The 26,341-nt window shown below is 46.2% G+C and carries 25 protein-coding genes and 1 pseudogene; 15 read left to right on the top strand and 11 right to left on the bottom strand.

Annotated elements, in window-relative coordinates:
- The first annotated feature begins 239 nt into the window (after window positions 1-239).
- From CAG60_RS15185 to hemN, 4 genes are all read left to right on the top strand, one after another.
- Complete coding sequence (locus CAG60_RS15185) at window positions 240-878, top strand: class I SAM-dependent methyltransferase (protein WP_161426398.1); 639 nt, start codon at window positions 240-242, stop codon at window positions 876-878.
- Window positions 878-1,450 (top strand): Der GTPase-activating protein YihI, encoded by a 573-nt coding sequence (gene yihI, locus CAG60_RS15180; protein ID WP_154169782.1) that lies wholly within the window; start codon window positions 878-880, stop codon window positions 1,448-1,450. The genes CAG60_RS15185 and yihI overlap by 1 nt, the downstream gene beginning before the upstream one ends.
- A 9-nt stretch (window positions 1,451-1,459) precedes the next feature.
- Window positions 1,460-1,948, top strand: a complete 489-nt coding sequence (locus CAG60_RS15175; RefSeq protein ID WP_161426397.1) for a DUF2489 domain-containing protein — start codon at window positions 1,460-1,462, stop codon at window positions 1,946-1,948.
- Window positions 1,949-2,186: 238 nt separating this feature from the next.
- Window positions 2,187-3,575: an oxygen-independent coproporphyrinogen III oxidase gene (hemN, locus tag CAG60_RS15170; protein ID WP_161439324.1), complete on the top strand. Its 1,389-nt coding sequence runs from the start codon at window positions 2,187-2,189 to the stop codon at window positions 3,573-3,575.
- Window positions 3,576-3,677: 102 nt separating this feature from the next.
- Here hemN and CAG60_RS15165 read toward each other — a convergent pair.
- The 5 genes and pseudogenes from CAG60_RS15165 to CAG60_RS15145 form a co-directional block, all read right to left on the bottom strand.
- Window positions 3,678-4,859: pseudogene (locus CAG60_RS15165) on the bottom strand (heme biosynthesis protein HemY).
- Window positions 4,856-6,064, bottom strand: coding sequence for a uroporphyrinogen-III C-methyltransferase (locus CAG60_RS15160; RefSeq protein WP_161426395.1), 1,209 nt, complete (start codon window positions 6,062-6,064; stop codon window positions 4,856-4,858). Before CAG60_RS15160 ends, CAG60_RS15165 begins: the two are co-directional and overlap by 4 nt.
- A gap of 20 nt (window positions 6,065-6,084) precedes the next feature.
- Window positions 6,085-6,807 carry a uroporphyrinogen-III synthase gene (locus CAG60_RS15155; protein ID WP_161426394.1) on the bottom strand — a complete coding sequence of 241 codons (723 nt, stop codon included), beginning with the start codon at window positions 6,805-6,807 and terminating at the stop codon, window positions 6,085-6,087.
- A gap of 3 nt (window positions 6,808-6,810) precedes the next feature.
- A complete protein-coding gene (hemC, locus tag CAG60_RS15150; protein WP_004393916.1) occupies window positions 6,811-7,749 on the bottom strand; it encodes a hydroxymethylbilane synthase in 939 nt (312 codons plus the stop codon).
- 81 nt (window positions 7,750-7,830) lie between these two features.
- Window positions 7,831-8,013 (bottom strand): hypothetical protein, encoded by a 183-nt coding sequence (locus CAG60_RS15145; RefSeq protein WP_161439323.1) that lies wholly within the window; start codon window positions 8,011-8,013, stop codon window positions 7,831-7,833.
- A 149-nt stretch (window positions 8,014-8,162) separates the two neighbouring features.
- Between CAG60_RS15145 and CAG60_RS15140 the strand changes: the two genes are divergently transcribed.
- The 8 genes from CAG60_RS15140 to CAG60_RS15105 all read left to right on the top strand — a co-directional run bounded on the left by CAG60_RS15140 (window position 8,163) and on the right by CAG60_RS15105 (window position 18,201).
- Window positions 8,163-10,691, top strand: a complete 2,529-nt coding sequence (locus tag CAG60_RS15140) for a class I adenylate cyclase (protein ID WP_004393918.1) — start codon at window positions 8,163-8,165, stop codon at window positions 10,689-10,691.
- A gap of 340 nt (window positions 10,692-11,031) precedes the next feature.
- Window positions 11,032-11,148 (top strand): LPS translocon maturation chaperone LptM, encoded by a 117-nt coding sequence (gene lptM / locus CAG60_RS16885; protein WP_411847833.1) that lies wholly within the window; start codon window positions 11,032-11,034, stop codon window positions 11,146-11,148.
- Between the two features lie 30 nt (window positions 11,149-11,178).
- Window positions 11,179-12,432 (top strand): diaminopimelate decarboxylase, encoded by a 1,254-nt coding sequence (lysA, locus tag CAG60_RS15130; protein WP_161439322.1) that lies wholly within the window; start codon window positions 11,179-11,181, stop codon window positions 12,430-12,432.
- 11 nt (window positions 12,433-12,443) lie between these two features.
- On the top strand, window positions 12,444-13,274 hold the full coding sequence (gene dapF, locus CAG60_RS15125; protein ID WP_154169812.1) for a diaminopimelate epimerase: 831 nt from the start codon (window positions 12,444-12,446) through the stop codon (window positions 13,272-13,274).
- Window positions 13,275-13,288: 14 nt separating this feature from the next.
- The gene (locus tag CAG60_RS15120) at window positions 13,289-13,972 is read left to right on the top strand and encodes a DUF484 family protein (protein ID WP_004393921.1); all 684 of its coding nucleotides are present in this window, start codon (window positions 13,289-13,291) and stop codon (window positions 13,970-13,972) included.
- Entirely contained in the window at window positions 13,965-14,894 is a 930-nt protein-coding gene (xerC, locus tag CAG60_RS15115; RefSeq protein ID WP_004393922.1) for a tyrosine recombinase XerC, read from the top strand. Before CAG60_RS15120 ends, xerC begins: the two co-directional genes overlap by 8 nt.
- A gap of 3 nt (window positions 14,895-14,897) precedes the next feature.
- Window positions 14,898-15,617: a 5-amino-6-(5-phospho-D-ribitylamino)uracil phosphatase YigB gene (gene yigB / locus CAG60_RS15110; RefSeq protein WP_158144562.1), complete on the top strand. Its 720-nt coding sequence runs from the start codon at window positions 14,898-14,900 to the stop codon at window positions 15,615-15,617.
- Between the two features lie 85 nt (window positions 15,618-15,702).
- A complete protein-coding gene (locus CAG60_RS15105) occupies window positions 15,703-18,201 on the top strand; it encodes a bifunctional diguanylate cyclase/phosphodiesterase (protein ID WP_158144563.1) in 2,499 nt (832 codons plus the stop codon).
- Here CAG60_RS15105 and CAG60_RS15100 read toward each other — a convergent pair.
- Window positions 18,178-18,783 carry a tRNA-uridine aminocarboxypropyltransferase gene (locus CAG60_RS15100; RefSeq protein WP_337247128.1) on the bottom strand — a complete coding sequence of 202 codons (606 nt, stop codon included), beginning with the start codon at window positions 18,781-18,783 and terminating at the stop codon, window positions 18,178-18,180. The genes CAG60_RS15105 and CAG60_RS15100 overlap by 24 nt on opposite strands.
- Entirely contained in the window at window positions 18,777-20,321 is a 1,545-nt protein-coding gene (locus tag CAG60_RS15095; protein WP_161439320.1) for a COG3650 family protein, read from the bottom strand. Before CAG60_RS15095 ends, CAG60_RS15100 begins: the two co-directional genes overlap by 7 nt.
- Before the next feature lie 47 nt (window positions 20,322-20,368).
- On the opposite strand from CAG60_RS15095, the gene CAG60_RS15090 reads away from it, so the two are divergent.
- The gene (locus CAG60_RS15090; protein WP_161439319.1) at window positions 20,369-20,833 is read left to right on the top strand and encodes an EVE domain-containing protein; all 465 of its coding nucleotides are present in this window, start codon (window positions 20,369-20,371) and stop codon (window positions 20,831-20,833) included.
- 105 nt (window positions 20,834-20,938) lie between these two features.
- Here CAG60_RS15090 and CAG60_RS15085 read toward each other — a convergent pair whose 3' ends face one another.
- The 3 genes from CAG60_RS15085 to CAG60_RS15075 form a co-directional block, all read right to left on the bottom strand.
- Window positions 20,939-21,778, bottom strand: a complete 840-nt coding sequence (locus CAG60_RS15085; protein WP_004393928.1) for a Cof-type HAD-IIB family hydrolase — start codon at window positions 21,776-21,778, stop codon at window positions 20,939-20,941.
- A gap of 126 nt (window positions 21,779-21,904) precedes the next feature.
- Entirely contained in the window at window positions 21,905-22,879 is a 975-nt protein-coding gene (locus CAG60_RS15080; RefSeq protein WP_161426386.1) for an alpha/beta fold hydrolase, read from the bottom strand.
- Window positions 22,880-23,181: 302 nt separating this feature from the next.
- Entirely contained in the window at window positions 23,182-23,652 is a 471-nt protein-coding gene (locus tag CAG60_RS15075; protein WP_161439318.1) for a Dps family protein, read from the bottom strand.
- A gap of 329 nt (window positions 23,653-23,981) precedes the next feature.
- On the opposite strand from CAG60_RS15075, the gene CAG60_RS15070 reads away from it, so the two are divergent.
- Window positions 23,982-24,995: an acyltransferase gene (locus CAG60_RS15070; RefSeq protein WP_161439317.1), complete on the top strand. Its 1,014-nt coding sequence runs from the start codon at window positions 23,982-23,984 to the stop codon at window positions 24,993-24,995.
- Here CAG60_RS15070 and CAG60_RS15065 read toward each other — a convergent pair.
- Window positions 24,992-25,327, bottom strand: a complete 336-nt coding sequence (locus CAG60_RS15065; RefSeq protein ID WP_161439316.1) for a DUF2500 domain-containing protein — start codon at window positions 25,325-25,327, stop codon at window positions 24,992-24,994. The two genes, CAG60_RS15070 and CAG60_RS15065, sit on opposite strands and share 4 nt — an antisense overlap.
- 388 nt (window positions 25,328-25,715) lie before the next feature.
- On the opposite strand from CAG60_RS15065, the gene CAG60_RS15060 reads away from it, so the two are divergent.
- Entirely contained in the window at window positions 25,716-26,102 is a 387-nt protein-coding gene (locus CAG60_RS15060) for a hypothetical protein (protein WP_040903595.1), read from the top strand.
- Window positions 26,103-26,341 lie beyond the last annotated feature (239 nt).

Raw genomic sequence — 26,341 nt, 5'->3', positions numbered from 1 at the left:
TTTTTATATTAATGACTTACCTCGCCAAGGGTGTTGTCTTCTTCGCTGGGCGATGAAGAGCCGTTGTTGATTTTTAGGTTAAGCATGGCGCATCGCTTATTCGCGGCGGTCGGGCCTTTTTGTCGTGTGATAAATGGATTGATGATCTTTTTACAATAATTGCTCTGTTTTTGAACAAAGAGGCTCCACACTATCGCCAGTTTCTGGTATGTTGCGCATCCCCCAATCAGGAGGCGACAATGCATACTTGTCCTTTGTGCCACAGCGTTCAAACCCACGCTTATTTTGCCGATAATCATCGTGCTTATAGAGAGTGTTCGGTTTGTCGATTGGTCTTTGTGCCTCCGGTTGATCGATTGAGCGCTGAACGTGAGAAAAGTTTCTACGATTTGCACGACAATAATCCCAACGATCTGGGCTATCGCCGTTTTTTATCGCGTCTCTCTCAGCCAATGCTTGAGAGACTTGCTCCTCAATCGAAGGGATTGGATTTTGGCTGTGGCCCAGGCCCGACGTTGTCGGTCATGCTTGAAGAAGCTGGACACGACGTCGCATTGTATGACTTCTTTTATTATCGACAGCAAGAAGTCCTACAAAGGGACTATGATTTTATGACTGCCAGTGAAGTGATTGAGCATTTACATGATCCTCACCGTATTTGGCAGCAATGGCTGAATTTAGTTAAGCCAGGAGGCTGGATTGGTATCATGACCAAACTAGTGAAAAACGTGGATGCGTTTGCTGGATGGCACTATAAAAATGATCTTACTCATGTGAGTTTTTTTAGTCGTGATACCTTTCAGTTTCTGGCCGAGCGGGATAAGCTCGAACTTGAATTTATCGGAAATGATGTAATTTTACTGAGGAAACCCCAGTAATGTCTCGTACAAAGAAAGCAAAAACCGGCTTTAACGGTGAACTGATTGTTGCTCGTAAACGTAATCGTAGTGAGGCTGATGTAGAAAGCCGTGAGCGCAAAAAATTGAAAAAACGCAAAGGACTGAAAAGTGGTAGTCGCCATTCCGATGGCGGTGAGCAAAGTCAACGTACTGCTGAGCAAGCTCGCGATCCGCGCTTGGGAAGCAAGAAAAAAATTCCATTGATCGTAGAAACGGGTAAAAAAGCCAGTAAGCAGCAGCGCCGTTTAGATGCTGAACAAGAGTTAGCGATGCTGGAAAATGATCCTCAGTTGAACGTTCTGCTCGATAGAATTGATAGTGGTGAAAATCTGGGTGCGGGTTTACAAAAATACGTCGACGAAAAACTCGATCGCATCGAAGTCTTGATGAAGCAACTTGGGTTGTTCGATGATGCTGCTGATGAAGACGATGAGCCTGAAGATGATTTTTCTATCCCACAAGCGACTCAATCTAAGGTACGTAAAGTTCAATCCGATGATGAGTTGTTGGCGCAATTTGAAAATCTAGATGTGGATGGATACAAACAGTAGGGCAATGGTATGAATACGCTTTTGTTGATGATGGTTGGTGGACTGATCATTCTTGGTTTGGCAAGCTATGCCGTTTACTTGTTATTGCAAGTTAAAAAACAAACTCAGTTACAGCAGCAACATCAAACACTGGCAATAGAAAAACGTAACGCCAATATTTTTGATAGTGTGAATACACTCTGTTTGGCCGGTATTCAAGGTCAGTGTGATTTATCGGAAATCGCCATTCGAGTTTACTGCATTATGGATTATGTGCAGGGTGAACAACGGGTAGATTTTGAGCGTGACTATCCAGCCACCGCAGAGCTGTACCACATTGTTAAAGATATGCCTCGTGGCGACGCTCGACAAGCGATGCCAAAGCAAGAAAGAATGCGCCATAACCTGACGCGTCAGAAAGCAGAAGTGCGTCTTAATGATGCGATTGTTGTTGAGCTAAAAGCCTTACAACAGCGTATTCAGCCGTTGAATCAACAAATTCCTATTCAATTCGTTTAATCTATTCATCCGGTTTTCAGTGAATGCTTTCGATGGTGTACGCTTGTCGCGTTATATCTCGAAAGCCGTTGCGGTGCCAACACGCAGACGATCTCTATTGCCCTTGTTTAACGGGTAATAAGAAGTGATCCGGCTAGCAATTTAGACTATTTTATCGGTAAATCTTCTTTTGCTGCCCGACGCTATGTCTCTGGTGTGGCAAAATAATCAGTCCACGTTCAATAACGGAAGAGTCACTATGTTGTCGCCAGTCGTACCCAGTCAGCAGATTGTTTGGGATCAAACCATTTTAGACAAGTACAACTACTCGGGGCCGCGTTACACTTCCTATCCAACCGCGGTGGAATTTCACGAAGCGTTCACGATTGCCGAATTTGATATGGCTTGTGCGCGTTATCCACAGCGACCGGTATCCCTGTATATCCATATTCCTTTTTGTCACAAGCTTTGCTACTACTGTGGCTGCAACAAAATCATCACTCGCCATTCACATAAAGCGGATGAGTATTTAGATGTGCTGGAACACGAAATTCGTCAACGCGCACCATTGCTGCTTTCGCGTCCAGTGACTCAATTGCATTTTGGTGGTGGTACACCGACGTTTTTAACCAACGCTCAAATGAGTCGTTTAATGACGTTATTACGGGCTGAGTTTAACTTTCAGCCCGATGCGGAGATCAGCATTGAAGTTGATCCACGTGAGATTGAACTCTCGGTACTCGATCATTTGCGGAGTGAAGGTTTTAATCGCATCAGTATCGGAGTGCAGGATTTTGATAAACAAGTTCAGCAGTACGTTAATCGTGAACAAGATGAACAGTTTATTGTTGATTTAGTAGCGCGCGCCAAGCAACTGGGTTTTCGTTCGACCAATCTAGATTTAATTTATGGTTTACCCAAGCAGACGGTCGCCAGTTTCCACGCCACTTTACAACAAGTGATTGAGATGCGTCCGGGGCGTTTGTCAGTGTTTAATTATGCGCATATGCCTGAGTTATTTGCCGCACAGCGTAAAATTAAATCTGACTTTCTGCCCTCGATAGAGGAAAAAATGGCCATCTTGCAAGATACCATTAGCACCTTAACGGGAGCGGGGTATCAGTTTATTGGCATGGACCATTTTGCGTTACCCGATGACGAGTTAGCCGTGGCGCAGCGTAACGGTGTTTTACATCGTAACTTCCAAGGTTACACCACGCAGGGCGATTGTGATTTACTGGGATTTGGTGTTTCTGCCATTTCAATGGTTGGCGATGTGTATGCCCAAAATCAAAAAGATCTGAAACGCTATTATCAGCAAGTGGATGAGATGCGTCACGCGCTATGGAAAGGGGTGTCATTAGACAGTGATGATCTGCTACGCCGTGAAGTCATTAAACAACTTATTTGTAATTTCCAATTGGATAAACAGGCAATAGAACAGGATTTTAAGCTGCGTTTTAATGACTATTTCCAGCAAGACCTCGCGTTATTACAAACCTTCATTGATGATCAATTGGTTGAAGTGGACTCGCGTTTTATCCGCGTCACCTTACGTGGCAGATTGCTGATCCGCAATATTTGCATGTGTTTTGACAAGTATTTACGTCAGCGCGCCCGTCAGCAGCAGTTTTCTCGGGTTATCTAATCTCACGTATCATACCTGATATCGTGATCGCTCACGACGATTGGGAAGAGCATCAGAAGAGTATAAAAAGCGGTCCATCGTACAGAGGGACCGCTTTTTCTATTAAGCGGTGGTCAGTAAGGATAAGGCTTTACGACTGACATCGTGCGCCGCTTGTGGGCGATCTTGCTGCTCTAATGCTTGAGCTAAACAGGCGTAATCTTCAATATTCACTCGAAGTGATAAAGCCTGTTCAAGGTGCTGTTGCGCTTGTGCCCACTGTCTCTGGTGGAGCAGAATTTGGCCTAGCGCGCTGTGGGCTTCGGCATTATTTTTATCGCGACGTAGCTTGTCTTGCAGTAAGGCGATAAGTGGCTGTTTATCTTTTAGCGTTAACTTAGGCAGAAAGCGATATAACTCACTCGTAGGCTGCTTATTTAGCCACTCTTTGAGTAATTTAAACGCCGCTGGGTCGGCTTGACGCTGTAATAACTGTTCAATCACTTCAACCATTAAACGGGTTTCGTTTTTAAGGGTTTTGGGTAGCGATTGCCAATAAGCCAGTAATCCTTCGCTACCTCCTTGAGTTGCCACAACGCTAAGCATTGCTTGTTGAGCTTGTAAGGTCAGCGCATCGGCCTGTGATGGGGTGAGTAATTGAGCTTTAGTCAATTTTGGAATTAAGGCCAAGAGAGGTTGCCATTGCTCTAAGGCGAGATAAGCTTGTTTTAAGCGCTTTAAAACCAAAATATTATCAGGGTAAGCCTGTGCTAACGGAGTCAGAATATCAACCGCTGCCTGCCATGCTTGGTCGCTCAATAACTGTTTGGCGCGAGTCAATTCAACCGCTAGGGTGGCATTCGGTTGTTTAGCGGCTAACGTCAAATAGTCGTCTCGTTTACGCTGATCGCCTTGTTCATGAGCCGCTTCTGCCGCGGCCAAATAACAGAGTAGCGGCATATCATGATGATTCGCCCAGCGAGTGACTTTTTTCTCGGCCTGTTTCCAATCCCCTTCAAGTAGTTTAATCATACCTTCATCGGTGTAACGGCGGGAGCGACGTTGTTTACGAATCGTAAACCAGTTCCATGTGCTGCTGCTGGCACGAAGGTTTTTTTTTATCAGATATTAAAGAAAAAATAGTCCCGCCAGTAAAGCGACCATCAAAATGATCAGCGTGGTGACGCTCATTTCGATACTGGTATTAGCGATGGAGATCAAAACATAGCCTTGTTGGCCAGCGTATTGGCTACCCACAAATAAGCCTAGGCCGAGGACAACCAGTAAAAACAGTAAACGAATCATTGCTGTCCCTCCGTCATTATTGGTGCCACAGAGCGACGTAACCGTTCACGAATCACATCAGCGAGTGACTGTTGAGCGGTGAGCTGAGGCGTATCAAGCTGAATGTGTTGTTCAGCCAGTTGCTCAAGGCTATGAGTAAAGGCTTTGACCTGCTGATCGTATCGATTGAAATAATCGTTTGACCATTCTAGGGCCATATTGAGGGAGAGCGTATAAATCTCTTGTTGCTCGCTGTAGATCGCTTGGATGGCGGTATCTAATTTGGCTTTAAGGTTCTCACGAAGATAAAGATCTTGCTGTGGTGATAACAGCGGTATCGCTTGTCCATCTCTTACGCGAAAGGTAATAAAGTTATCGGCAAAGGCTTGCAAAGAGGTGCGTAGATTGGTTTTCCAATCAGCAATATCCTCTGAAACGGTCGGTTGGCTAGGCTGAGTTTCCTCTGGCAATAGTGCATTGGCGAGCGGTAGTTGGTCGATACGCTGCTGCAGACTCATCAGACGCAGTACTAAGCCATCTCTATCGATGAGCGGCATTGCTTGTAACTGAGCGATATCATGACGTAGTGCGCGACGCAGTGAAGTTAAACTTGGATCATTGAGCTCCGCAACACGTAAATCAGCTTCTTGGACTAATTGAGTCGCAGTCTCGATATCACGCTCTAAATACAGTTTGCGTCCCGCGAGTTTGACTAAGTAATCCGCTTCTGCCAATAGCCAGTCATTGGGGCGTCGACCTTGAATTTCAGCAAGTGCGAGATGCAAGCTATCGACGCTCTGTTTTTGCTGATTAAGCAACAGTTCAGCTTGAGTCGCTATATCACGAGTAGCGCTAATCGCTTGTTCTTTCGCTTCGCCAAGCTGAGTATTGATGGTGCTGCGAGCTTGATTGAGTTCTGCTCGTAGCGCGCCTATTTGCGCTTGATGGTCGGCACGCTGCTGCTGCATATGTAAAGTGAGGCCGCCACTAAACAACACCGTTAACACAATCGCAATGCTGGCGAGTTTACTGCCACCGCTTACTGGACTACTGACGGAGGTGGTCGTTGGCGGATTGACGGTTTTCGGCGAATTGGCATGGCTTGTTGAGTCTGCCTTACGCTCGGTTTGTTTGGTTTTTGCTTGGTCACTCTTATCGACCGGATCGCCGGATTGAGGTGAAGTTTGCTGCGGTTTTTGTGGAGAGGGTTGGTTATTATCTGTCATGGCTAAATCCTGGGTTAAGGCTAAACAGCCGCCACTAAATCGCGGTTTGCCGCACTTCCTGTTATCACTGTATGCTGAAACCCCAATTCTCGTGCTTGTTCAGCGATACGTTGACTGGGGATCAATAAGCGTAATGCCCTCGTCCAAGCTTGAGCTTTGCGAGGCAGTTGTGAACAAAAAAACGCCAGCTGCTCACCGCTGGTAATGATTAAGGTATCGACGTTGGCTGCTTGCCAACGTGCTAACGCCGTTTCACCGTCAAAAGGCAAGGGGCGTCGCTGATACATTTCACGGTAGTCAACGTTGGCTCCTCGTTGGTGCAGTGTTTGGTAAATTAACTCTCGCCCGCCATTACCACGCCAGATGACCACTCGTTTTCCGGCTACCGATTGTAGCGCTGGCAACGCCAAAAGATGTTCACTATCACTGATATCGGGGTAGTGTACGAGTTGTTGGCTGGCTTTGCTTAAAACCTGTGCGGTTTTTTGACCAATGGCAACATAAATCGCACTGGTTGGCCACGAGAGTCGCTCCGCTTGGAGCGTGTGTTCAACCCAACTAACCGCATGTTGGCTGGCGACAACAATCACCTCATAGCTGTAGAGTTCTGAGCGGAGTAAGGCTAAGTCCATTCCGGCGTCGATACGGATTAATGGATGATGCAGTGCGTGATGTCCATGTTGCTGGAGCAATTGGCACAGAGCTTCGCCTTGTGGCTCTGGGCGAGTGACCAAGATCGCCATGGTTTACTCGTGATCAGCGTAGAGTTTATTGAGGATATCACGCGCACCTTGGTCAAGCAGTTGCTGGGCCAATTCAACGCCTAGGCGTTCGGCTTGTTGGCGTGGGCCTCGAATCTCACCACGGATGATCCGTGAGCCATCTGGCTCGCCAACCAAAGCACGTAACCAGATCTGCTCACCGTCTAATTCGGTGTAACTACCGATAGGCACTTGGCAGCCACCTTGTAAGGTCAGGTTCATTGCTCGTTCGCAGATCACGCGATCATAAGTATCGGCATGATTTAAGGGTTCGAGTAAGGTGAGGAGACGTTGGTCATCTAAGCGACACTCAATACCGACAGCGCCTTGACCGACCGCTGGGAGCGATTGTTCTGGAGATATAAAGCTGGCGATGCGCTGTTCCAGTTTCAAGCGTTTTAATCCTGCCGCGGCAAGGACAATGGCATCAAACTCCCCAGCATCCAATTTTGCTAGGCGCGTTCCTACATTGCCGCGTAATTCTTTAATGATAATATCAGGGCGCGCTGCTTTAATTTGGCATTGGCGGCGGAGACTGCAAGTACCGACAATGGCACCATGAGGCAGCGCTTCAAGGGAGTGGTAGGTATTAGAGACAAAAGCATCACGGGGATCTTCACGTTCGCAAATCGTGACTAATCCTAATCCGTCAGGAAAATCCACCGGCACATCTTTCATCGAATGGACGGCTAAATCGGCGCGTCCTTCCAGCATCGCGACTTCCAATTCTTTAACGAATAGCCCTTTCCCACCGACTTTGGCGAGAGGCGTATCCAATAGCACATCACCACGAGTAACCATAGTCACCAGCTCTACCGCTAAGTGTGGATGAGCAGCTTGTAAGGCATCTTTTACAAAATGCGCTTGCCATAAAGCGAGCGGGCTTTGCCGAGTGGCAATACGAATTGGAGGCGTGGAAGTCATGATAATCCCGATAAACAGTCAACAATACTGACATCCTAACATTGTGCGCAGGAAAGTTTTAATACTAGATGGCGATGAAGCTCATTTGTGACTAAATTGATGATTTTTAGTGAAAATAGTGTGATAAGCTTCTCGTTGGTATCCTCCTAAACCGCTCTTCGCTTGACGAAGTAAGCCAGCAAGTTGAGTGGTGTTTGTGGCGATATCGAGTAAAATAGACAGTAAATGAGCAGTACTGCCGCGTTTGTGTTTTAGAGTCGTCATTTGCTCAATCAATTACGACTTTAGTATGATAGAGAGTGCAGATTACTTTACCCAGCGGATTTAAAGTGTTAAATTGATCACGTTTTGTTTAGTCTGTCGTACAAAACATATCCAAAGCGGGCGTTAATGTTTCAACCAAGGAACCAACCTTGCAGGCTTACACAAAAACCTTAATTCAGCGATTAGATAATCTTAACCGGCAACGCACTGAGCGTGCGCTGGCGCTTATGGATTTACAAGGTCAGCGTGTTTTTCATCTGATCCCCGCTTTGCTGCACTACAACCATCCTTTGATCCCCGGCTATTTTGAACAGCAAGTTCCACACGGTATTGAGTGTTTTAGCCTAGATCCGATTCAGCAACAATTAATCGATGATACGCAATTGGCTTTAGGAGAAACGCTGCCGGTTCCTAGTCAGCTGAGTATTTTAGGTTTATACACGATGGGAAGCACGTCATCGATTGGCCAAAGTACCTCAAGTGATTTAGACATTTGGGTATGTGTGGCGGCCAGTATGAGCTGCGAACAGCGTGAACGCTTAAGCAACAAATGTTTGCTGATCACCGATTGGGCAAAAAGCCAAGGTGTCGAAGCCAATTTCTTTATTATGGATGAACAACGTTTTCGTCATAATCAATCGGATCAAATGACCGGTGAGAACTGCGGTTCTTCTCAACACCTTTTGTTGTTGGATGAGTTCTATCGTTCTGCGGTTCGCTTGGCCGGTAAGCGCTTATTGTGGCAAATCGTACCGCCTGAAATGGAAGAGTGCTACGATGAATACGTCAATGTGTTGTGTGCTAATCACTACATTGATTGCAGTGAATGGATTGATTTTGGACGCCTAAATCGAATTCCTGCCGAAGAGTATTTTGGTGCCAATTTATGGCAATTGTATAAAAGTATTGACTCGCCTTATAAATCGGTCTTAAAAGCGACCTTATTAGAAGCTTACTCTTGGGAATATCCCCATACTCAATTACTCAGCATTGATACTAAACGACGCTTTTTTGCCCATGAGCCCGATCTCTATGGGATGGACGCGTACTATTTGATGCTGAAAAAAGTCACTCGCTACTTAGAGCGAATTGGTGACTATTCACGACTCGATTTAGTTCGCCGCTGTTTTTATCTTAAAACCCATGAGAAATTATCGCGAGATCCAAGCGCGGGGTCAGTTGCGTGGCGGCGTGAAGCCTTAACTGAAATGGTTCAAGATTGGCAGTGGGATGCAGCAACAATTGAGCAGCTAGATAACCGCCGTCATTGGAAAGTAGAGCAAGTAAAAACTGTTCATCATGCTTTATTGGATGCGTTAATGCTCAGTTATCGTAACTTGATTCAATTTGCGCGTCGGCATGACATCACTTCGGCGATCAGCCCTCAAGACATTTCTATTCTCGCGCGTAAATTGTATGCCGCGTTTGAAGTGCTGCCCGGTAAAGTGACGCTGCTTAATCCACAAATCTCCCCAGATTTACATGAACCGGATCTGACTTTTATTGAAGTTCGTCCGGGGCGAAGCAACCCTCCAGGGTGGTATTTGTATAAGCAGCCGCCACGGGCAGAGCGCATGATCGGTCAGCGCTGTTTAGATCATCACGAATATTTAAGTAAACTTGTCGCGTGGGCCTTCTTTAATGGCTTAATCACCGAATCGACGCATTTACATTCTATTGTGCGTGATGCGCATCTCGACCTCGATAAGTTTTATCAAATGGTCAGTGATCTAAGAAATACCTTCTCGTTACATAAACGTCGCCCGACGATGGCCGCGCTCGCTAGCCCTTGCGAAATCAGCCAACTGGCGATGTTCATTAATTTTGAAAATGATCCAACTACCCAACTCACGGGCAAATCGCTTAAGGTTGACGTTAAGCGTTTGGATATTTTTAGTTTTTCTGAGCAGCAGCAATGCTTAGTCGGCAGTGTTGATCTGGTGTATCGCAATTCTTGGCAAGAAGTGCGTACCCTGCACTTTAAAGGCGAAACTGCGATATTGGATGCGCTGAAAACGGTATTAGGTAAGATGCACCAAGATGCGATTCCTCCTGAGTCGGTGGATGTCTTTTGCTACAGCAAACATTTGCGTGGCGTGATGCGTAATTTGATTTATCAATTGCTTGCAGAGTGTATTGATTTGCGTTTGAAGCCTGTTGAGCAAGAGAAGCGGCGTCGGTTTAAAGCGATGCGGATTGGCAAACAGATGTATGGCCTGTTTTTTGAGCGACGAGGGGTCTCGGTACAACGCTTAGAAAATTCCGTCGATTTTTATCGCAGCATTTCGAGTAATAAACTTAAAGGCTCCCCATTACTGATGTTGGATCGCGAGCAAGATTATCAACTGCCGGATGTGGTTGATGGCTTTGCCAGTGAAGGTTTAGTGCAGTTCTTTTTTGAGGATACTGAGCAGGGCTTTAACATTTACGTGCTCGATGAAGCGAATCGGATTGAGGTGTATCATCAGTGTAGCGGTGAAAAAGATGAGATGATCACCAGTGTTAACAGCTTCTATACGTCAGTAAAAGATGATAATCAGATTGCTGCTAAATTAATTAACTTTAATCTGCCCCAGTATTACCAAATTATTCATCCTGAGGAAGGAGAGAGCTATGTGGTGCCTTATCGTAATGACTCCTCCGTTTATTCTCGTCCTTCAAAAGTGATCAATGCCTAAGGTCAACAGACCCTAGTCGCGTGATGCCTGATTTAGGCTGTTTCCTCTCTGCCATTTTACATCGTTTGAGTTTATCGCAGCCTGTGATTGATTCTCGACGGCTATCGAACCACCTCATTTTGGTGAGGTATGATGTTTTGATATGCCACCAGCCAGCCGACAGCTTGGCTGCGTTGCGCGAAATATTCGATGATGATTCCCCCCTTATTTGTCTGATGTATTCGAATTAACTGCCAACCCGTGGATAAAATTCAGCGTCGTTCATCCTGTCTATGCTATTGCTTTTCCTGATTGTGGTGCGATTATAGAGAGCATTGAGTCAATAATTACGATATGCACAATGAAAAAAACCATAACAGCCCTATTTTTGTTATCTGCTCTTGCGTTAGCAGGGTGTGGACAAACGGGTCCGCTATATCCGCCTGATCGTGCTCAACCGAGTGAACAGAATCAGTAAATTCAAGACATTAGATTAAGGGACATTATTTTGGATTACTTTAATTATCAGGAAGATGGTCAGCTTTGGGCAGAAAACGTCTCTCTCGCGCAGTTAGCTGAGCAATTCGGCACCCCGTTATACGTTTATTCAAGAGCCACGCTTGAGCGCCATTGGCATGCCTTTGATCAATCCGTTGGCGCACACCCACATTTAGTCTGCTATGCGGTGAAAGCCAATTCCAATTTAGGCGTGTTAAATACGTTAGCTCGTTTGGGATCAGGGTTTGACATTGTCTCAGGTGGCGAATTAGAGCGTGTACTGGCTGCGGGAGGTAACCCAAGTAAAGTGGTTTTTTCTGGAGTAGGAAAAACGGCGGCTGAGATGAAACGTGCACTGACATTGCAGATTAAGTGCTTTAATGTTGAGTCGGAACCTGAGCTACTGTTATTAAATCAAGTGGCGGGTGAGCTTGGCGTGACAGCGCCGGTCTCGTTGCGGATCAATCCAGATGTCGATGCGCATACTCATCCCTATATTTCGACAGGCCTGCGCGATAATAAATTTGGCATTGCCTTTGAACGTGCGCCAGAAGTGTATCGTCTGGCCCACAGTCTGGAGCACATCAATGTGCGCGGTATTGATTGCCATATCGGATCTCAGTTGACGGCGCTCGAGCCATTCATTGATGCTACCGATCGTCTACTGGCGTTGATTGACCAATTACACGCCGAAGGGATCGCCATCGCGCATTTGGATGTCGGTGGTGGTCTGGGTGTTGTCTATCGTGATGAGCGTCCACCTCAGCCGGGAGATTACGCGAAAGCCCTGTTGGCTCGCTTGCACAATCATCCACATTTAGAGCTGATTTTTGAACCTGGTCGTGCCATTGCTGCCAATGCTGGGGTGTTATTAACGCGAGTTGAGTTCTTAAAACACACTGAGCATAAAAACTTTGCGATTATTGATGCGGCAATGAACGATTTGATGCGTCCAGCGTTGTATCAAGCTTGGCAGGATATTGTGCCGGTCGCGCCGCGTGCCGGTGAAGCCGTGACTTATGACTTGGTTGGCCCGGTGTGTGAAACGGGCGACTTCTTAGGTAAAGATCGCGCGTTGGTGCTAGAGCAAGGCGATTTGTTGGCAGTTCGTTCTGCGGGCGCGTATGGTTTTGTGATGTCATCCAACTACAATACTCGGACCCGAGCGGCAGAAGTGATGGTGGATGACGATAAGATTCATCTTGTTCGTCAACGTGAAGCGCTAGCGAGTCTTTGGGCGTTAGAAACTATTTTGCCGGAGTAAAGTGATCATTTATGCATTTCCATTTTTCTAAAATGCACGGTTTGGGCAATGATTTTATGGTCGTTGATTGTATTACCCAAAACGTGTTCTTTTCTCCGGAGCTGATTCGTCGTTTAGCCAATCGCCATACTGGGGTCGGTTTTGATCAGCTCTTGGTGGTTGAAGCGCCGTATGATCCAGAAACCGATTTTCACTATCGGATTTTTAATGCTGATGGCAGTGAAGTGGAGCAGTGTGGCAATGGCGCACGCTGCTTTGCGCGCTTTGTGCGTATGAAAGGCTTAACTAATAAGTACAGCCTGAGTGTCAGCACCAAAAAAGGCAAAATCATTCTGAGCATTGAAGAGGACGATCAGGTGTGCGTGAACATGGGCATTCCTGAATTCGAACCGAGTAAAATTCCGTTTCGCGCTAAGCAAGCGGAAAAAACGTACATTATGCGCGTCGATGAACAGACGCTATTTTGTGGCGCCGTCAGTATGGGTAATCCTCATGTGGTGACCGTGGTAGAGGATATCGCTAGCGCTGAAGTTGAACGAATCGGTCCTTTATTGGAGTCGCATGAACGTTTCCCTGAGCGTGTTAATGCTGGCTTTATGCAGGTTGTCAATCGTCAGCAAATTAATCTGCGGGTTTACGAACGTGGTGCTGGTGAAACTCAGGCGTGCGGTAGTGGTGCTTGTGCCGCCGTTGCGGTCGGCATCTTACAAGATTTGTTGGATGATACCGTTACGGTTAATTTGCCCGGTGGTCGTTTGGAGATCAGTTGGCAAGGCCCAGGACAGCCTTTGTATATGACAGGACCGGCAACTCACGTGTTTGATGGTCAACTCTCTTGCTAAAGTAAGGATGTGTTTTGTTGCAACCACAGGTAGAGGCTCTGACCGCAGAGGTCGTGGCCGAATATTTAACCGATCATCCCGATTTTTTCCAGCACCGGTCTCAATTGGTGGAACGCTTGTCCCTGCCACATCCACAGGCAGGGGCCGTTTCTCTGGTTCATGTTCAAATGGCCCGTCAACGGCAGCGGATTGAAGAGTTGGAAGAAGAGATCACCGCTTTAATGTCTCTTGCCGCCAATAATGATCGCACTTTCCATGAATTTATGGATTTACAAGAACAGTTATTAAAGTGTTCGAGTTTACCTGCCGTATGTCGAGCGATTGAAGCGACCGCGCAGCGACTTGGGCTAATGGCTTATCTGCGCTTAGTTGATACAACGCTGGCGGAATACCGCATCAACCAAGAGTCGTTGCAGCGTTTCTCAACCAATCATTTTAATGGCAAACAAGCCTATTTAGGTCGATTACGGCAAGCCGATCGCGGGTTATTATTTGGCGATCAGTGCGCGGCACCCGAAATGGGCTCTTATGTCGTATTGCCTCTTGGTCAGAATGCCGCACAAGGTATTCTGGCCTTTTCCAGCCCCGATGGTGGCCATTTTCAACCTTGTATGGATACGCTTTTTTTACGTCATTTGGCGCTGTTGCTGAGCCACTTGATCACCGTGTTACCTTGGCAATGTGATCGCCATGAGTGAAGAAACGTCGGTATTACCGAGCGGGTTAGCTCAGCCGCTATTGCGCTTTTATGAGTATTTGCGCAGTGAGAAAGGTTTGAGTTTACATACTCAGCGTAATTATCAGCAGCAGCTACAGGCTATGGCTGGTCATCTTCATCATCTCGGTGTGAGTGAATGGCAACACGTCGATGCGGCTTGGGTTCGTCAGCTAGCCAGTAAAGGGATGCGCGATGGGATGAAAGCCAGCAGCTTAGCGACGCGTTTATCTTCTTTACGTAGCTTCTTTGATTTTTTAATTTTACGGGGTGAGTTGAGCGCCAATCCTGCCAAAGGAGTTTCTGCGCCACGAAAACAGCGGCCACTGCCGAAAAACCTGGATGTTGATGAGATGGCCCAGTTGCTTGAGGTGACCGACAATGACCCCTTGTCGATTCGTGATCGAGCGATGATGGAGTTAATGTATGGCGCTGGTTTGCGTTTGGCAGAGCTGGTGGCGATTAATCTTAAAGATCTCAGCTTTAGCCGCGGCGAGATTCGAGTGATTGGTAAAGGCGATAAAGAACGGAAAGTACCGTTTTCAGGGCAAGCCAAAGAGTGGGTGGGTAAATGGTTGAAGGTGCGTGATTCGCTATTGAAAGGCGAGGAAGTGGCGTTATTTATTTCTAAGCTCGGTGGTCGAATCTCGCATCGCAGCGTACAAAAACGCATGGCAGAGTGGGGGCACAAGCAGTCGGTGGCCAGTCATATCAGTCCTCATAAACTGCGTCATTCGTTTGCCACTCATGTGTTGGAATCGAGTAATAATTTGCGTGCCGTACAAGAATTACTAGGCCATGAGAACATTTCAACTACGCAAATTTATACTCACCTTGATTTTCAACATCTTGCTGAGGTGTATGACCAAGCTCATCCACGAGCCAAAAAGAAAACCAAGGAGTAGTTGATGCTGTTTTACCGTCAGTTAGGACCGATTCGAGCGATGAGCTTTGATTTGGATGACACCTTGTACGATAACCATCCAGTGATTGAGCGTTTAGAACAGCAGGTGACGCAATGGTTGCATCAGCAGCATCCATTGACCGCTAGCCAACCTAACGCATGGTGGGTAAGCCTCAAGCGGCAGATTGCAGTGCAAGATCCTTGGTTGCGCCACGATGTTACCCAGTGGCGTTTTGAGCAGGTAAGACAAGGATTGTTGCAGTTAGGCTACTCTGCATCTTTGGCGCAACAAGTCGCAGAAGAAACGATCCATGAAGTCTTACGCTTACGTAATTTGGTTGATGTACCACCAATGACACATCAGGTATTGAGTTCTCTAGCGGAAAAGCTGCCGTTGATTGCGATCACCAATGGTAATGTTGATGTTGAGCAAATTGGGTTAAGTGAATACTTTCAGAGCGTACTGAAGGCTGGTCCCGATGGGCGAGCTAAACCTTATGCGGATCTTTTTGAGAAAGCGAGTCACAGGTTAGCGCTTCCGGCCAGAATGATTTTGCATGTTGGCGATCACTTGGTCACCGACGTGCAAGGGGCGAAGCAAAATGGTTTCCAATCGTGTTGGTATAACGATCAAGGTCTCACTTTGCGTGAAAACTCACGTACAACGGTTTTGCCTGATGTTGAAATTCATCGACTAGAGCAACTTAATCAATTGATTTCTTGAATAAACATTGTGATCTATATGGTTAATCATTAACGTAGTTGCACAAATGATACAAGTTGTATTCGCAGTCTGAGTTAGTGAGAGTATGTTCACAACATCGTTATTTTTTCCGGCACAATCTGAGGTTCCTGAATTACCGATTCATCACGCCTTGGCCAAGGCGGGTCAATTACTGATCCAATTAATGTCCAGTGAATCGATAGAGAAAGTTCAAGCATGGGTTGATAGATTATTGACCCTATATCCTGAGGCCAAGGTGATTGGTTTGAGCGCTGAACCGATGATTCATGATGGTCAGTTGTACCACGACGGTACGTTATTGATCTTCAGTCACTTTGCTAATACTCAACTTACCTGCTCCGCGCAAGCGCTTTCCCACTCTGGAAGAAAAGACACCCAAGCGTTAGTTGATGGCTTGATGTTACAGCCCGACTCTCAGCTAATGGTGTGTTTTGTCAGTCAAACTCACATTGATGATAAGGCGCGTTTTCATGCCTTGAATACCTTTGCTCCGGGGATTATCGTCGCAGGGGGGTTAGCCACCGAAACGAAACAAGGGCAATGGGTTTTGCTCGGGCGACAGTTATATCATCAAGCGATGGTGAGTGTCGCCTTGCATAGTGAGAGCTTACACGTTCAAACTGGGGCTTATACGGAGTGGAATCCGGTTGGGCGAACCTTTCGGGTCACGGCTGCCAATGGCTGCATGGTACAACGTATCGATGATATACCGATTCGTCAATTGTATGATCGTTACTTGGGCAATGGTCAATCGGTACCGCTGGAGAGATTGAGCCATTTCCCGCTAATGAAAGGTGAGGCCACTTTACAAGACGTATACATGCCGCTTGCCGAACAAGATGGGAGCTTACTTTTTAATGCGCCATTAGCGGTAGGGGATGAGGTGCGGTTTTGTTTTGATCATCCATCGATAACCTTGGAACAAATCTCGATCGGTGCTGAGCGACTACGTGAATTCCAAGCCGAGCAAATCGTGATTTACAGTTGTACTTCACGTTTGGACTTTATTGCTGGTAACCAAGAACTGCTGCCTTTACAAAACCAAGCGGCCACTCATGGTGGCTATTTAGCGGGTGAGTGGTGGCATGACGGACAATCACAACGCATGCTTCATCACAGTATGACCTATCTCGCTCTGCGTGAAGGCACGCCAGCTCAGACTACGTTAAGCCCTGCCTATGTCACCAAACACGATGAAATTGCCCCGTTATTCAGTCTGATTCGTAATGCGTTAGATGATCTGGACGAGATGAATCGTGATTTGACCCAGAAGATTCAAGATCAAGCTTCCTTGCTTACCGCGAGCTATCGAGTCGATCGACGTACTGGTTTACCTAATCGAGTGGTGCTGCGTGAACGGCTATTACAGATGGTGAATGGTGAACATTTACTCGCGCTAAAATTGACCAACTTCCATCAGATTAATGAAAAATACGGTTATCAAGTTGGTGATCAGTTATTGGTTGATTTAACCGGCCATTTCCAAGATTACCTGACGGTACATCTGCCAGGCCTGAGTTCACTGTATGCGATTGGTGTTGGCGAGTGGGCGACGGTGTTTAGCGCTGATCGCGATGAAGAAGAGATTCATCGTCTGTTTTCGCAATTTGTTGAGCAGCTTGAGCATGTTAATTTTGAACCTTATGGTTTACCGGAAGTGGATTATGTTTCTGTTTCGTTGTGCGCGGGATTAGTCAGCCGTAAAGAATTTCCGGCTGAAGATGCGGATGATTTATTGCTACGCGCGATTGAAGCACGTCGACATGCCTTTCAGCGCAACCGGCATTTTTGCAGTGCGACGCGATTACGTGCTCAAGATGAATTACGTCAAAAACGATTGGGCTGGTTATCCTGTGTGAGCCGGGCGGTTTTGGATAATAATGTGTTGGTGTACGGCCAGCCGATTGTACATGCTCATTCTCATCAACTGGCTTCTTATGAGTGTTTGGTGCGCATTGAAGACGACGGGGAGATTATTCTACCAGGACGATTTTTGCCGATCATCGAAGGCAGTCATCTTTACACGCGCTTAAGTCGGCAAATGATAAAAAGCACCTTTGATATCATGCGTGATCGTCATGAAGCATTTTCTATTAATCTCTCTCCGCAAGATTTAATGAGTGAACGCACGCTACTGCGTCTTGAGGAAGCCGTGAAATCGCTGGCTGATCCATCGCGAGTGGGGTTAGAAGTGCTCGAAAATGAACAGATTAAAGATTATGGCCAGATGATTGAAGTATGTGAGCACTTTAAGCGTTTAGGCGTGCGAATTATTGTTGACGATTTTGGCAGTGGTTACTCGAATATTGACGAGATTATTAAATTAGAGCCGCAAGTCATTAAGCTAGATGGCAGCTTAATTTGTAATATCGATCAAGATATTAAGCAGCGTAAAATTGCTCAGCAATTGATCAAACTTTGCCAAGTTTTGAATGCCAAAACGGTGGCTGAATTTGTCCATAACCAAACCGTCTGTCAGATAAGCGAAGACATGGGCGTTGATTACCTGCAAGGTTTTTACTTAGGTCAGCCTGTGCGCTTACGTCAGCGAGTGCTCGCGTAATCGATGGCCACTTTTGTCGGCCTGTAGGGTTTTCATAAATGTGTCGAGAAAATCGGTCAATGCCTGCGCTTGCTCAGGTTGGTGGATGTGCTTGAGCAATTCACTGGCTACCTCTAAGGTGCATAAATGTCCCGTTTGCTGGTTACGCCTTAGCTGGTAGTGAGAGGTTTGCATGGTCGTTAAATGGGCATGCGGTAGCGTTAACCATGCACTTTTACGCAGCATTTTTTTCGCTTCCTGCCAAGTGCCATCTAAGACAATAAAGTGAGGGATTTGCCCGTTATCTTGTGCATGTTGCAGATGCTGCTCGACAGGCTCACTGTGCTCACTGGGGTAAATTAACAGCGAGTAATAGCCTGGATCATTGAGGCGTTCGAGCAAGGCTGGGGGCGGCGTGCGTCGCTGCCAGAGATAGTCTGCGCAATCGGGCAAGGCTTTAACCAGCCAGCGACCCGTATTGGTCTCACGTTGATACTCATTTTCATGCGTTAGTAACGAGAGGGCTAATGGGCCGGTGAGCGATGGAACCGCAGAGCAAAGACATTGCCATTCGAGACCACATTCTAAGCAAGCCATTATAATTGCACTCCACTTTTGGGTGCTAATCCATCGGCAAACAGTGTGACACCGCTGATCTGTGTTGTTTGCGCCGGTTGAGCGTCGCGAGTGGTGACCGGATAGCTGATGCCATTATAGGCTAATTGATAATGCTGGGTTTGCTGATCACGTCTGAGAGGTAAAATCAGATCTTGCCAGCCATGATGAGCGAGCTTACCGAGTTGAAAAGGCGTGGCGACCTGATTGATACGGCTGTTAAAACGCCACTCACCGGCTTTTTGCTCGAAAATCAGTAAGGTGCATTGATCTTGCTGACACCAGTCCAGTTGAACGAGCAACTCTGGTGTTTGGTTGCCATTTAAGTCGTACTTCAACCAGCGATAATGGACATGACTTGGGTCGGTCTTGTGCAGAGCAAAATAGCGTTTGATCGCTTGGTCGACTTGCTCATCATAATCACCGCGAGAGGGGATAGACTGCGGACGGTCATTTAAGGTTGGTCGATGAAAGGTCGCTTGCTCGTCAGTGACGCTTTTGGCTTGAAAGAGCGTCAGGCCCCCTTCACTAATCGGATAGACTTGGTGGCCAATTTTTTCTTTATCAGCATGCAACTGGAAGCCATCACGGGTGTAAATCCGTTCTGATAATAAGTATTGCTGTTGATGGTGGGTCATGACTACTTGCACTTGCTTAGGATTGAGCTGTTGCCAATAACCTTTTTCAACCAGTTCCCGTTCGCCACTCAAATAACGATAACGTGTGATGGCACTGTGATCAGCGTTCAGCTCTAGCGTGACGCCAAATCCGCGTTGATCACTGGCACTTGCAAAGTAGGTACCCGCCCAAGTTTGCGTGGTATCGACGTTGCTCAATGTTGCACAGCCTTGATAAGTGGTTGCGGATAAAGTTAAGGTTGATCGCCAACTGTAAAGCGTGTCACTCATGTTATCGGAGCAAACGGCACGCACTAAACTGAGCTGGCCTTCTGGAAACTGATAATGACGTTGCTGAGTCGACAGTTGGCTATTCTCAATCATAAAATGCTGTTTATCGCCGCCTAAAGGCTGAAATTCTAGCCCTTGAGGCGTGAATTGAATGGACCAAAACGGTTCCGTACCAAAAGCGCGGGTCGGACGTGAGGGATGCTGGCAGCGCTGAGGGTTTTCTGCGCTCAGTTGGTTGATCTGCTGGACGACAAAGCGTGCGGTATAATCACCATTAAATCCCGTTTGACTCGGTGGCATCAGATAACCGATGACCTCACCATAGAGAGCTTGATAAGGTTGATGAGCCACTGCTCTCGCTTGTTGTTTGAGTTCCGGTGATAAGTCTAACCAATACTGGTTATTGCTATCACAAGGGGTTAATGAGCTGACATCTGGGCCGAGAACGACTTCGCCACGCAGGATAAAGGTTTGCATTTTTACACTGGCAGGGTTATCGAGAGTCGCAGGGATCGGCTCTGAGCTTGGCGCCACCGCTGATTGCTCAGGTGGCGGTGATGAACACGCTTGGATAGCAAGCAGCGCAAAAAGGGCGGCTAGTGTGGTTAGCTGCTTCATGTTCTCTCTTCCTCGTGGCAGAACATACAAAAATATAGGGCTTCATTATGGCATATTGGTTGTTTAAAACTGAACCGGATACCTTCTCTATTGACACTTTACGAACACAAAAGGTTTCGCCTTGGGAAGGGGTACGCAATTATCAGGCAAGAAATTGGCTACGCGATGCTGTCAAAGAAGGTGATAAGGTGCTGATTTATCATTCATCTTGTCAGAATATTGGTGTGGCGGGCATTGCGCAAGTGGTACGGGAAGCTTATGTTGATCATTTTGCATTTGATGCCAACAGCGCGTATTTCGACCCTAAATCGAGCCCAGAGTCACCGCGTTGGTTGATGGTTGATGTTGAGTTTGTACGTAAAACTCAACGTTTGATCCCACTGTCAGAGCTAAAACTACTGCAGGAACTGGCGGCATTGCCTTTGGTGAAAAAAGGGAATCGGTTATCGGTGATGCCACTCAGCGAGTCAGAGTGGCAAGCGATCATCGCTCAAGAAGTGGTGAAGGGTTGATATTGTTTATTGATTTCTTTTGGAGCGAGTTATAAAGGGGATGAACACAACCAGAGTTAGGCGTGATTATCCCCTTTTGTTTGACTTCACGTGGTTTGTTGACAGCTATTGTTGGTTATGACCCAGTAAGTGCTGCTGTAGGTAATGAGCGACGGCGTCGTCGGCGTGACTGCCGATAACGGTGTTATTGGGTAAGGCGCGAAATACTTTTTCATGTGCCGTTCCCATCACTAATCCTTTACCTGCCATTGAGAGCATTTCCACATCGTTCATGCCATCACCAAACGCGATACAGTGTTCCAGTGTTAAGCCTAGAGATTGAGCAATCGCTTGTAGCGCTTCGCCTTTCGATACCTCCGCTCCCATCACTTCTAAACACCAAGGGGTTGAGAAAGCGACACTCAGCTGTCCGGCGAAATGTTGGTTAATTAAGTTTTCGTAGTGGACGAGCTGCTCATGATCTTGTTTGGTATTAGTGAAGAAGATTTTAGCGACGCCTTGATTCGGGGCTGCATTGACGTCAAAGACTTGATAAGTAAAGCCGGAGTCTTCGTGGAAATGGCGCAGTACTTCATCTTCACGATTGAGTAACCAGTCGTCATCGCGATAAATATGCACATAAATATCGTCATCGTGTTTGACCAGATCGATGATCGCTTGGACTAACTCTGCAGGTACATTTTTACTGTACAGTTCTTTGTCATGCTGATCATGCACACGAGCGCCATTTGAGGTGATCATATAGGCAGGGATGCCAGCAATTTCACGAATGCCAGCAACATCAATATGATGTCGTCCGGTAGCAAATACGAAAGTAAAACCTTGTTGATGAAGAGCGTGCAGCGTCTGCTTGGTGATTTCACTTAATTGATGGTTAGGCGCTAACAAGGTGCCATCGAGATCGGAAGCGACAATACGTACCGGTGTTGTTTGTTCAGTGGTCATAAAACCCTCGTTGTACTGCTAAAATGCCAAGGCATAACTGTGGCAGACTAGTGTAAGTGAAAATGATTGTCCAAAAGAGGGTAAACCTAGAACGGGTTCTTTTCCTCTATTGGCAATGCGTGGTCATTATTGGGAATGCTGTGCAAAAAAAGCCAGGATTTTATCTAACACGGGAGTGCGGTAATGATCGCTTTCAAACAGTAACTCATGCCTTGCGCCATCAATAATCTCGATCTTGGCTTGAGGATTGGTGCGTGCTAATTGCGTCATGAAGCGAGTTTGAGCGTGATTACTGACAATCGTATCTTGTCCTGCTTGCAGCAATAACAAGGGGAGACGAATACTTTTCATCTCTGTAAAGCAACGTTTAATCGCCAGTAGGCTTTGCCAAACCCAATGTGCACTTGGTCCCCCCAATTTTAGTTGTGGCTGTTGTTCATACAGCTCACGAAACCATTGGTAGCGAACAGCGCTGTGGGTAAGTTGGTTAGTGGCAAAAGGTTTTGGCAGATAAGCGCCATAGCCGGGAGCGTAATGGGGAGTCGCATAGGTAGCACTGAGCAGCTTGGTCAGAGTGAAGGCGATTGGCCGCAACTGCCAAGGCATATTGATCCCCAGCATGGGGGCGCTAAGTACAACCGCATCAAAAGGGTGGTTTGGATAACTTTCTAAGTAGCGTGTGGTAATGGCGCCGCCCATTGAGTGAGCCAACAGATAGCGTTGCGTGTAGTTTTGCAGTGGAAACCTAGTGATAAGTTCATCCATATCCCGTACATAATCATCAAACTGCTCGACATAGCCCATTTGTGGGTCAGCAATAAGTCGCTCTGACAGTCCTTGGCCTCGATGATCAAAAGAGTAAATATCATACCCTTGGTGAAATAAGTCATAGAAGAGTTCTTGATACTTACACGCAGACTCAATACGGCCATTAACAATGATAATCACTTTATTATGCTGCGCAGCGGTAAGCGAGCACCAATAGAGCCGTTTATTATCAAGCGTCAGGTGATAACCTTGCTGACGAGATTGCCAACATGGTGCGATATCGTGCTGCATCGCGTATTGAAACTGGGCTTCTTGAGTATAAGAGTTTGGCATGAGCTTATCTAATCTATGGATGATGAGGTGCCGTCTGCAAAGGACCGACTTGGCTAGCATAAGCCAGTCAACCAGAATTGCAATGCCTACCTGCAACGCCAAATCGTTTGTATAAAGGCATGACAATATTAGTAGTGCACCCATTCACTTTGTTGATGGATTGGATCCGCCAATAAAAAAGACCGTGCGCTTATTCATCCTTGTCTTTGGGGAGGGAATACGCGCCGGTCAAAAGGGTGGTGATTATTTATGGATGGTTTAATGATTCAGTAATCGTGATCTGTTTAAGCGGCGACTTCGGTTTATTGCAGCCAAGCGTTAAGCATCCAGACCAGTTTTTCTTGCTCGCGAATGTAGTCACCCATTTGCGCGCTGGTGCCTTCATCGCCGACTTCAGCGGCAAATGCGAGGATCGCGCGTTGCTGAGTAATTAATGCACCAAAGCCGTTCACCAGCCCTTGCATGGTCGTTTGACTATCTGTGGCGTTAGTGTGTTCTGCAATTTCCGTGGCATGTAAATAGGCGCTAAAACTGTGCAAGGGCTGAGCGCCGAGCGTTAAGATGCGTTCGGCTAACTCATCAATTTTGGCTTGTAGATCGGTGTAAATCTCTTCAAATTTACTGTGCAATTCAAAAAAAGCTTTGCCTTTGATATTCCAATGGTAACCACGAGTGTTCATGTACAGCACTTGGTAATTAGCCAATAACTGGTTTAAGGATGCAGCGAGTTGCTGGCTTTGATGACTGTCTAGGCCGATAAGATTGGTTTTCATACACTCACCTCATTAATATTTTTATAACGATCGATGGTAATCGATAACAAGACTTTACTTTGCTGTTTTGCAAACCTTGAAGCTATGTTATCGCCCGATGAGGTGTTAAGAAAATGGGTTGTGGGTATTGTTTTAATAGGTTAAACCGATGGAAGTTGGTTGCGCTTTGATTGATGAACTCACCATTGACAGACGATTGGCTTTATTTTTACCTCTCTTTGAAATCCATTTGTTATGGTTATATTCTTATTGGGGATAACTCTAAACTCATCAGTCTATGCTTTAGGGGAAGCGGGATTGTTGCTTATTCACCACCTCTAGAGCATGTTATGACTAAGCGAGTGATTTTTTTTGATTTGTTGCGTTGTGTTGCTGCTATTGCGGTTATTGCGATCCATGTCTTAGCGCCTTATCGGCCGATGATGGGGACCATTGCTGATCCACAATGGATCAGTGCGGTGACGATTAATGGCCTTAGTCGCTGGGCTGTACCAATTTTTATTATGATTTCTGGCGCCTTGATGCTGAGCGACCCAAGGCCATTTGAGTTACGCTATTACCTTCAGCGAAGATTAGGCAAAGTGGTGGTTCCCTTTGTGATTTGGTCGCTGTTTTACGCTTACTTAAGCGGCTGGAGTATTCGCGGATTTGACCTCAACGTAGTAAAACAAACGTTGATTGATAGCCCTCATCAAGAGACCTATTACCATTTAGGCTTCTTTTACTATTTTATCCCGCTGTATTTACTTATTCCTTGTTTACATTGGTTAGTCAATCGAGTCGATGATGGCTTTTGGTACAGTTTGGTGACGATATGGTTAATTACAACAGGCTTGTACTTATTTGGTATTGACGGGCCATGGAGTCATGAGATTTGGCTCTATAGCGGTTATTTGCCTCTAGGTTACCTGCTGTACCAAAAGCTGCGGCTATCGTCTTTTAGTCTATTATTAGTTGTCATTCTGGGCTCGTTTGCACTGTATATGACGGTCCAAGCGGTACTGGAATTGAGTCTCATACACGGGCGGTATACGGTTGGGCGTTGGTTATCGTATAAAACGCTTAATGTCGTTGCTGCGGCGATCATGGTCTTTGTGTTGTGTCGCTCATTAGCTGAAAGATTACCAAGTGCAGTGCAGCGTTGGGTAGTGATCATCAGCCAGCACAGTTTGGGCATTTATTTATTGCATCCGATTTTCCTATGGCCAATGAAAACTTACGCATGGTATGACGGCCATCCCTTATGGGTCATCCCACTTTGGGTATTATTGAGTGGCGCGGGGGCATTACTCACCAGTTATGCTTTATCAAGGTCGACAGCCACTCGTTGGTTACTGCCTTAAGTTTTCAAAGCAAAGTGGAGAAATTTTCGTCCTTGGTAGGTCAGTATGCCTTGATCGCCTGGATTTAAAGCGTGGTAGTAATGCGGGCCAATTTGAAATTCTCGTTTCGGGCCCAATGTCCCTTTTTGGACATAAATCCAATATTCTTGTTCCTCTTGTTCGGGAAGTGGGTTATCTATGACCACGATTTGTTTGTCTAAAACGGTGACGAAGGCGGTACGTTCAGGGGCATTTTCACCTTGAACATGTTGACGAAAAAAACGACTAAATAACCATAAGCCAATGAATAATAGGGCCAGTATAGTTACGATAAGTAACAGAGAAGGTGACATTATATTCTCCGGAAAAACCGCTGAGCTAAACTCATGACGGGGCTCGATAGTAGCCAAAGACAAAGAGTGAAGACTGAGTTTACCGAAGTGGTTGACTTTAGGGGGAGTGAAGCGAAATTGCGTGATTAACTCAGCATTAAGCAACAAGATTTTTCGGTTGAGTTCACATTTTGGCGGTGAGATTTTTTCTGGCGCGACAATTCAGTCGTGCCACGTTTTACGATCGGTAACAATAGGATCGTGGTAGTGTATACCCAAACCACTTGGAGTTGCAGGTAGGCGGCAAGTGAGTCCCCATGAGCATAGACAGACTCTATGATTGGGGTAAACGACCGTAGCCAACACCGTTGCAGCTTCAAGTAGCAAAGGTATAAGCAAGGAGGCAGACATGTCCGAGATAGAACAAGTCGTATTACGAACGAGAAGATTAGAGACCTTATTGCGTCAGCATTATCATGCTCAAGGTAAAGGTTTGCATCAGTTGATTTCTAGCTGCGAGGAGCGTTTACCGCATGACATTATTGAAAAGCTGAGATACATCGCTACGATTCGCAATAAAATTGTCCATGAAGATCATTTTCATTTGCCGGATAGGAAAGCGTTTTTACTTGCGTGTCTTCAGTGTGAAAAAGAACTCGCTCCACGTAGTGGGCGCTTTATTTGGCGTGTTGCTGTGATGCTGATGTTATTAATGACGATGGCGGCAGTAACGTTTTATTACCTGCATTGGGATGAGTTATCTAAGTTTTTCCCCCACTTTTTACCCAAGAGCTAGTACAGAGACTGAATCTTGCGCTTTAGATTAGAGACTTATGCTGTCGATTAATAAAATTAAACCGTATCGATAAGTTAAGCAAGGCTAGCGCTATCGTTCGGTTTATCTGTTACTGATGCCAATAAAAAACACATATAAAAAAGGACACCTAGTGTCCTTTTTTATATGTGTTTTTTATTGTTTTCTTTTTTTAACAAAGGGTTAGTAAAGTAGTGGCAGTGTCATTAAGCCTACGATGA

The organism is Vibrio sp. V33_P6A3T137, from assembly GCF_009904835.1.
Classification (GTDB): Bacteria; Pseudomonadota; Gammaproteobacteria; order Enterobacterales; family Vibrionaceae; genus Vibrio; species Vibrio metschnikovii.
The sequence above is the reverse complement of the archived record's forward strand: the minus strand, read 5'-3'. Positions and strand labels throughout refer to the sequence as shown.

Bases quoted from the DNA above. Each gene is read 5' to 3' on its own strand.
- CAG60_RS15160 (WP_161426395.1), bottom strand. From the start codon at position 6,064: ATGACAGATAATAACCAACCCTCTCCACAAAAACCGCAGCAAACTTCA.
- CAG60_RS15090 (WP_161439319.1), top strand. From the start codon at position 20,369: ATGGCATATTGGTTGTTTAAAACTGAACCGGATACCTTCTCTATTGAC.
- CAG60_RS15075 (WP_161439318.1), bottom strand. From the start codon at position 23,652: ATGAAAACCAATCTTATCGGCCTAGACAGTCATCAAAGCCAGCAACTC.
- CAG60_RS15080 (WP_161426386.1), bottom strand. From the start codon at position 22,879: ATGCCAAACTCTTATACTCAAGAAGCCCAGTTTCAATACGCGATGCAG.
- CAG60_RS15060 (WP_040903595.1), top strand. From the start codon at position 25,716: ATGTCCGAGATAGAACAAGTCGTATTACGAACGAGAAGATTAGAGACC.
- hemC (WP_004393916.1), bottom strand. From the start codon at position 7,749: ATGACTTCCACGCCTCCAATTCGTATTGCCACTCGGCAAAGCCCGCTC.
- hemN (WP_161439324.1), top strand. From the start codon at position 2,187: ATGTTGTCGCCAGTCGTACCCAGTCAGCAGATTGTTTGGGATCAAACC.
- CAG60_RS15155 (WP_161426394.1), bottom strand. From the start codon at position 6,807: ATGGCGATCTTGGTCACTCGCCCAGAGCCACAAGGCGAAGCTCTGTGC.
- yihI (WP_154169782.1), top strand. From the start codon at position 878: ATGTCTCGTACAAAGAAAGCAAAAACCGGCTTTAACGGTGAACTGATT.
- CAG60_RS15065 (WP_161439316.1), bottom strand. From the start codon at position 25,327: ATGTCACCTTCTCTGTTACTTATCGTAACTATACTGGCCCTATTATTC.
- dapF (WP_154169812.1), top strand. From the start codon at position 12,444: ATGCATTTCCATTTTTCTAAAATGCACGGTTTGGGCAATGATTTTATG.
- CAG60_RS15185 (WP_161426398.1), top strand. From the start codon at position 240: ATGCATACTTGTCCTTTGTGCCACAGCGTTCAAACCCACGCTTATTTT.
- CAG60_RS15095 (WP_161439320.1), bottom strand. From the start codon at position 20,321: ATGAAGCAGCTAACCACACTAGCCGCCCTTTTTGCGCTGCTTGCTATC.
- yigB (WP_158144562.1), top strand. From the start codon at position 14,898: ATGCTGTTTTACCGTCAGTTAGGACCGATTCGAGCGATGAGCTTTGAT.
- xerC (WP_004393922.1), top strand. From the start codon at position 13,965: ATGAGTGAAGAAACGTCGGTATTACCGAGCGGGTTAGCTCAGCCGCTA.
- lptM (WP_411847833.1), top strand. From the start codon at position 11,032: ATGAAAAAAACCATAACAGCCCTATTTTTGTTATCTGCTCTTGCGTTA.
- CAG60_RS15105 (WP_158144563.1), top strand. From the start codon at position 15,703: ATGTTCACAACATCGTTATTTTTTCCGGCACAATCTGAGGTTCCTGAA.
- CAG60_RS15145 (WP_161439323.1), bottom strand. From the start codon at position 8,013: ATGACGACTCTAAAACACAAACGCGGCAGTACTGCTCATTTACTGTCT.
- CAG60_RS15070 (WP_161439317.1), top strand. From the start codon at position 23,982: ATGACTAAGCGAGTGATTTTTTTTGATTTGTTGCGTTGTGTTGCTGCT.
- CAG60_RS15085 (WP_004393928.1), bottom strand. From the start codon at position 21,778: ATGACCACTGAACAAACAACACCGGTACGTATTGTCGCTTCCGATCTC.
- CAG60_RS15175 (WP_161426397.1), top strand. From the start codon at position 1,460: ATGAATACGCTTTTGTTGATGATGGTTGGTGGACTGATCATTCTTGGT.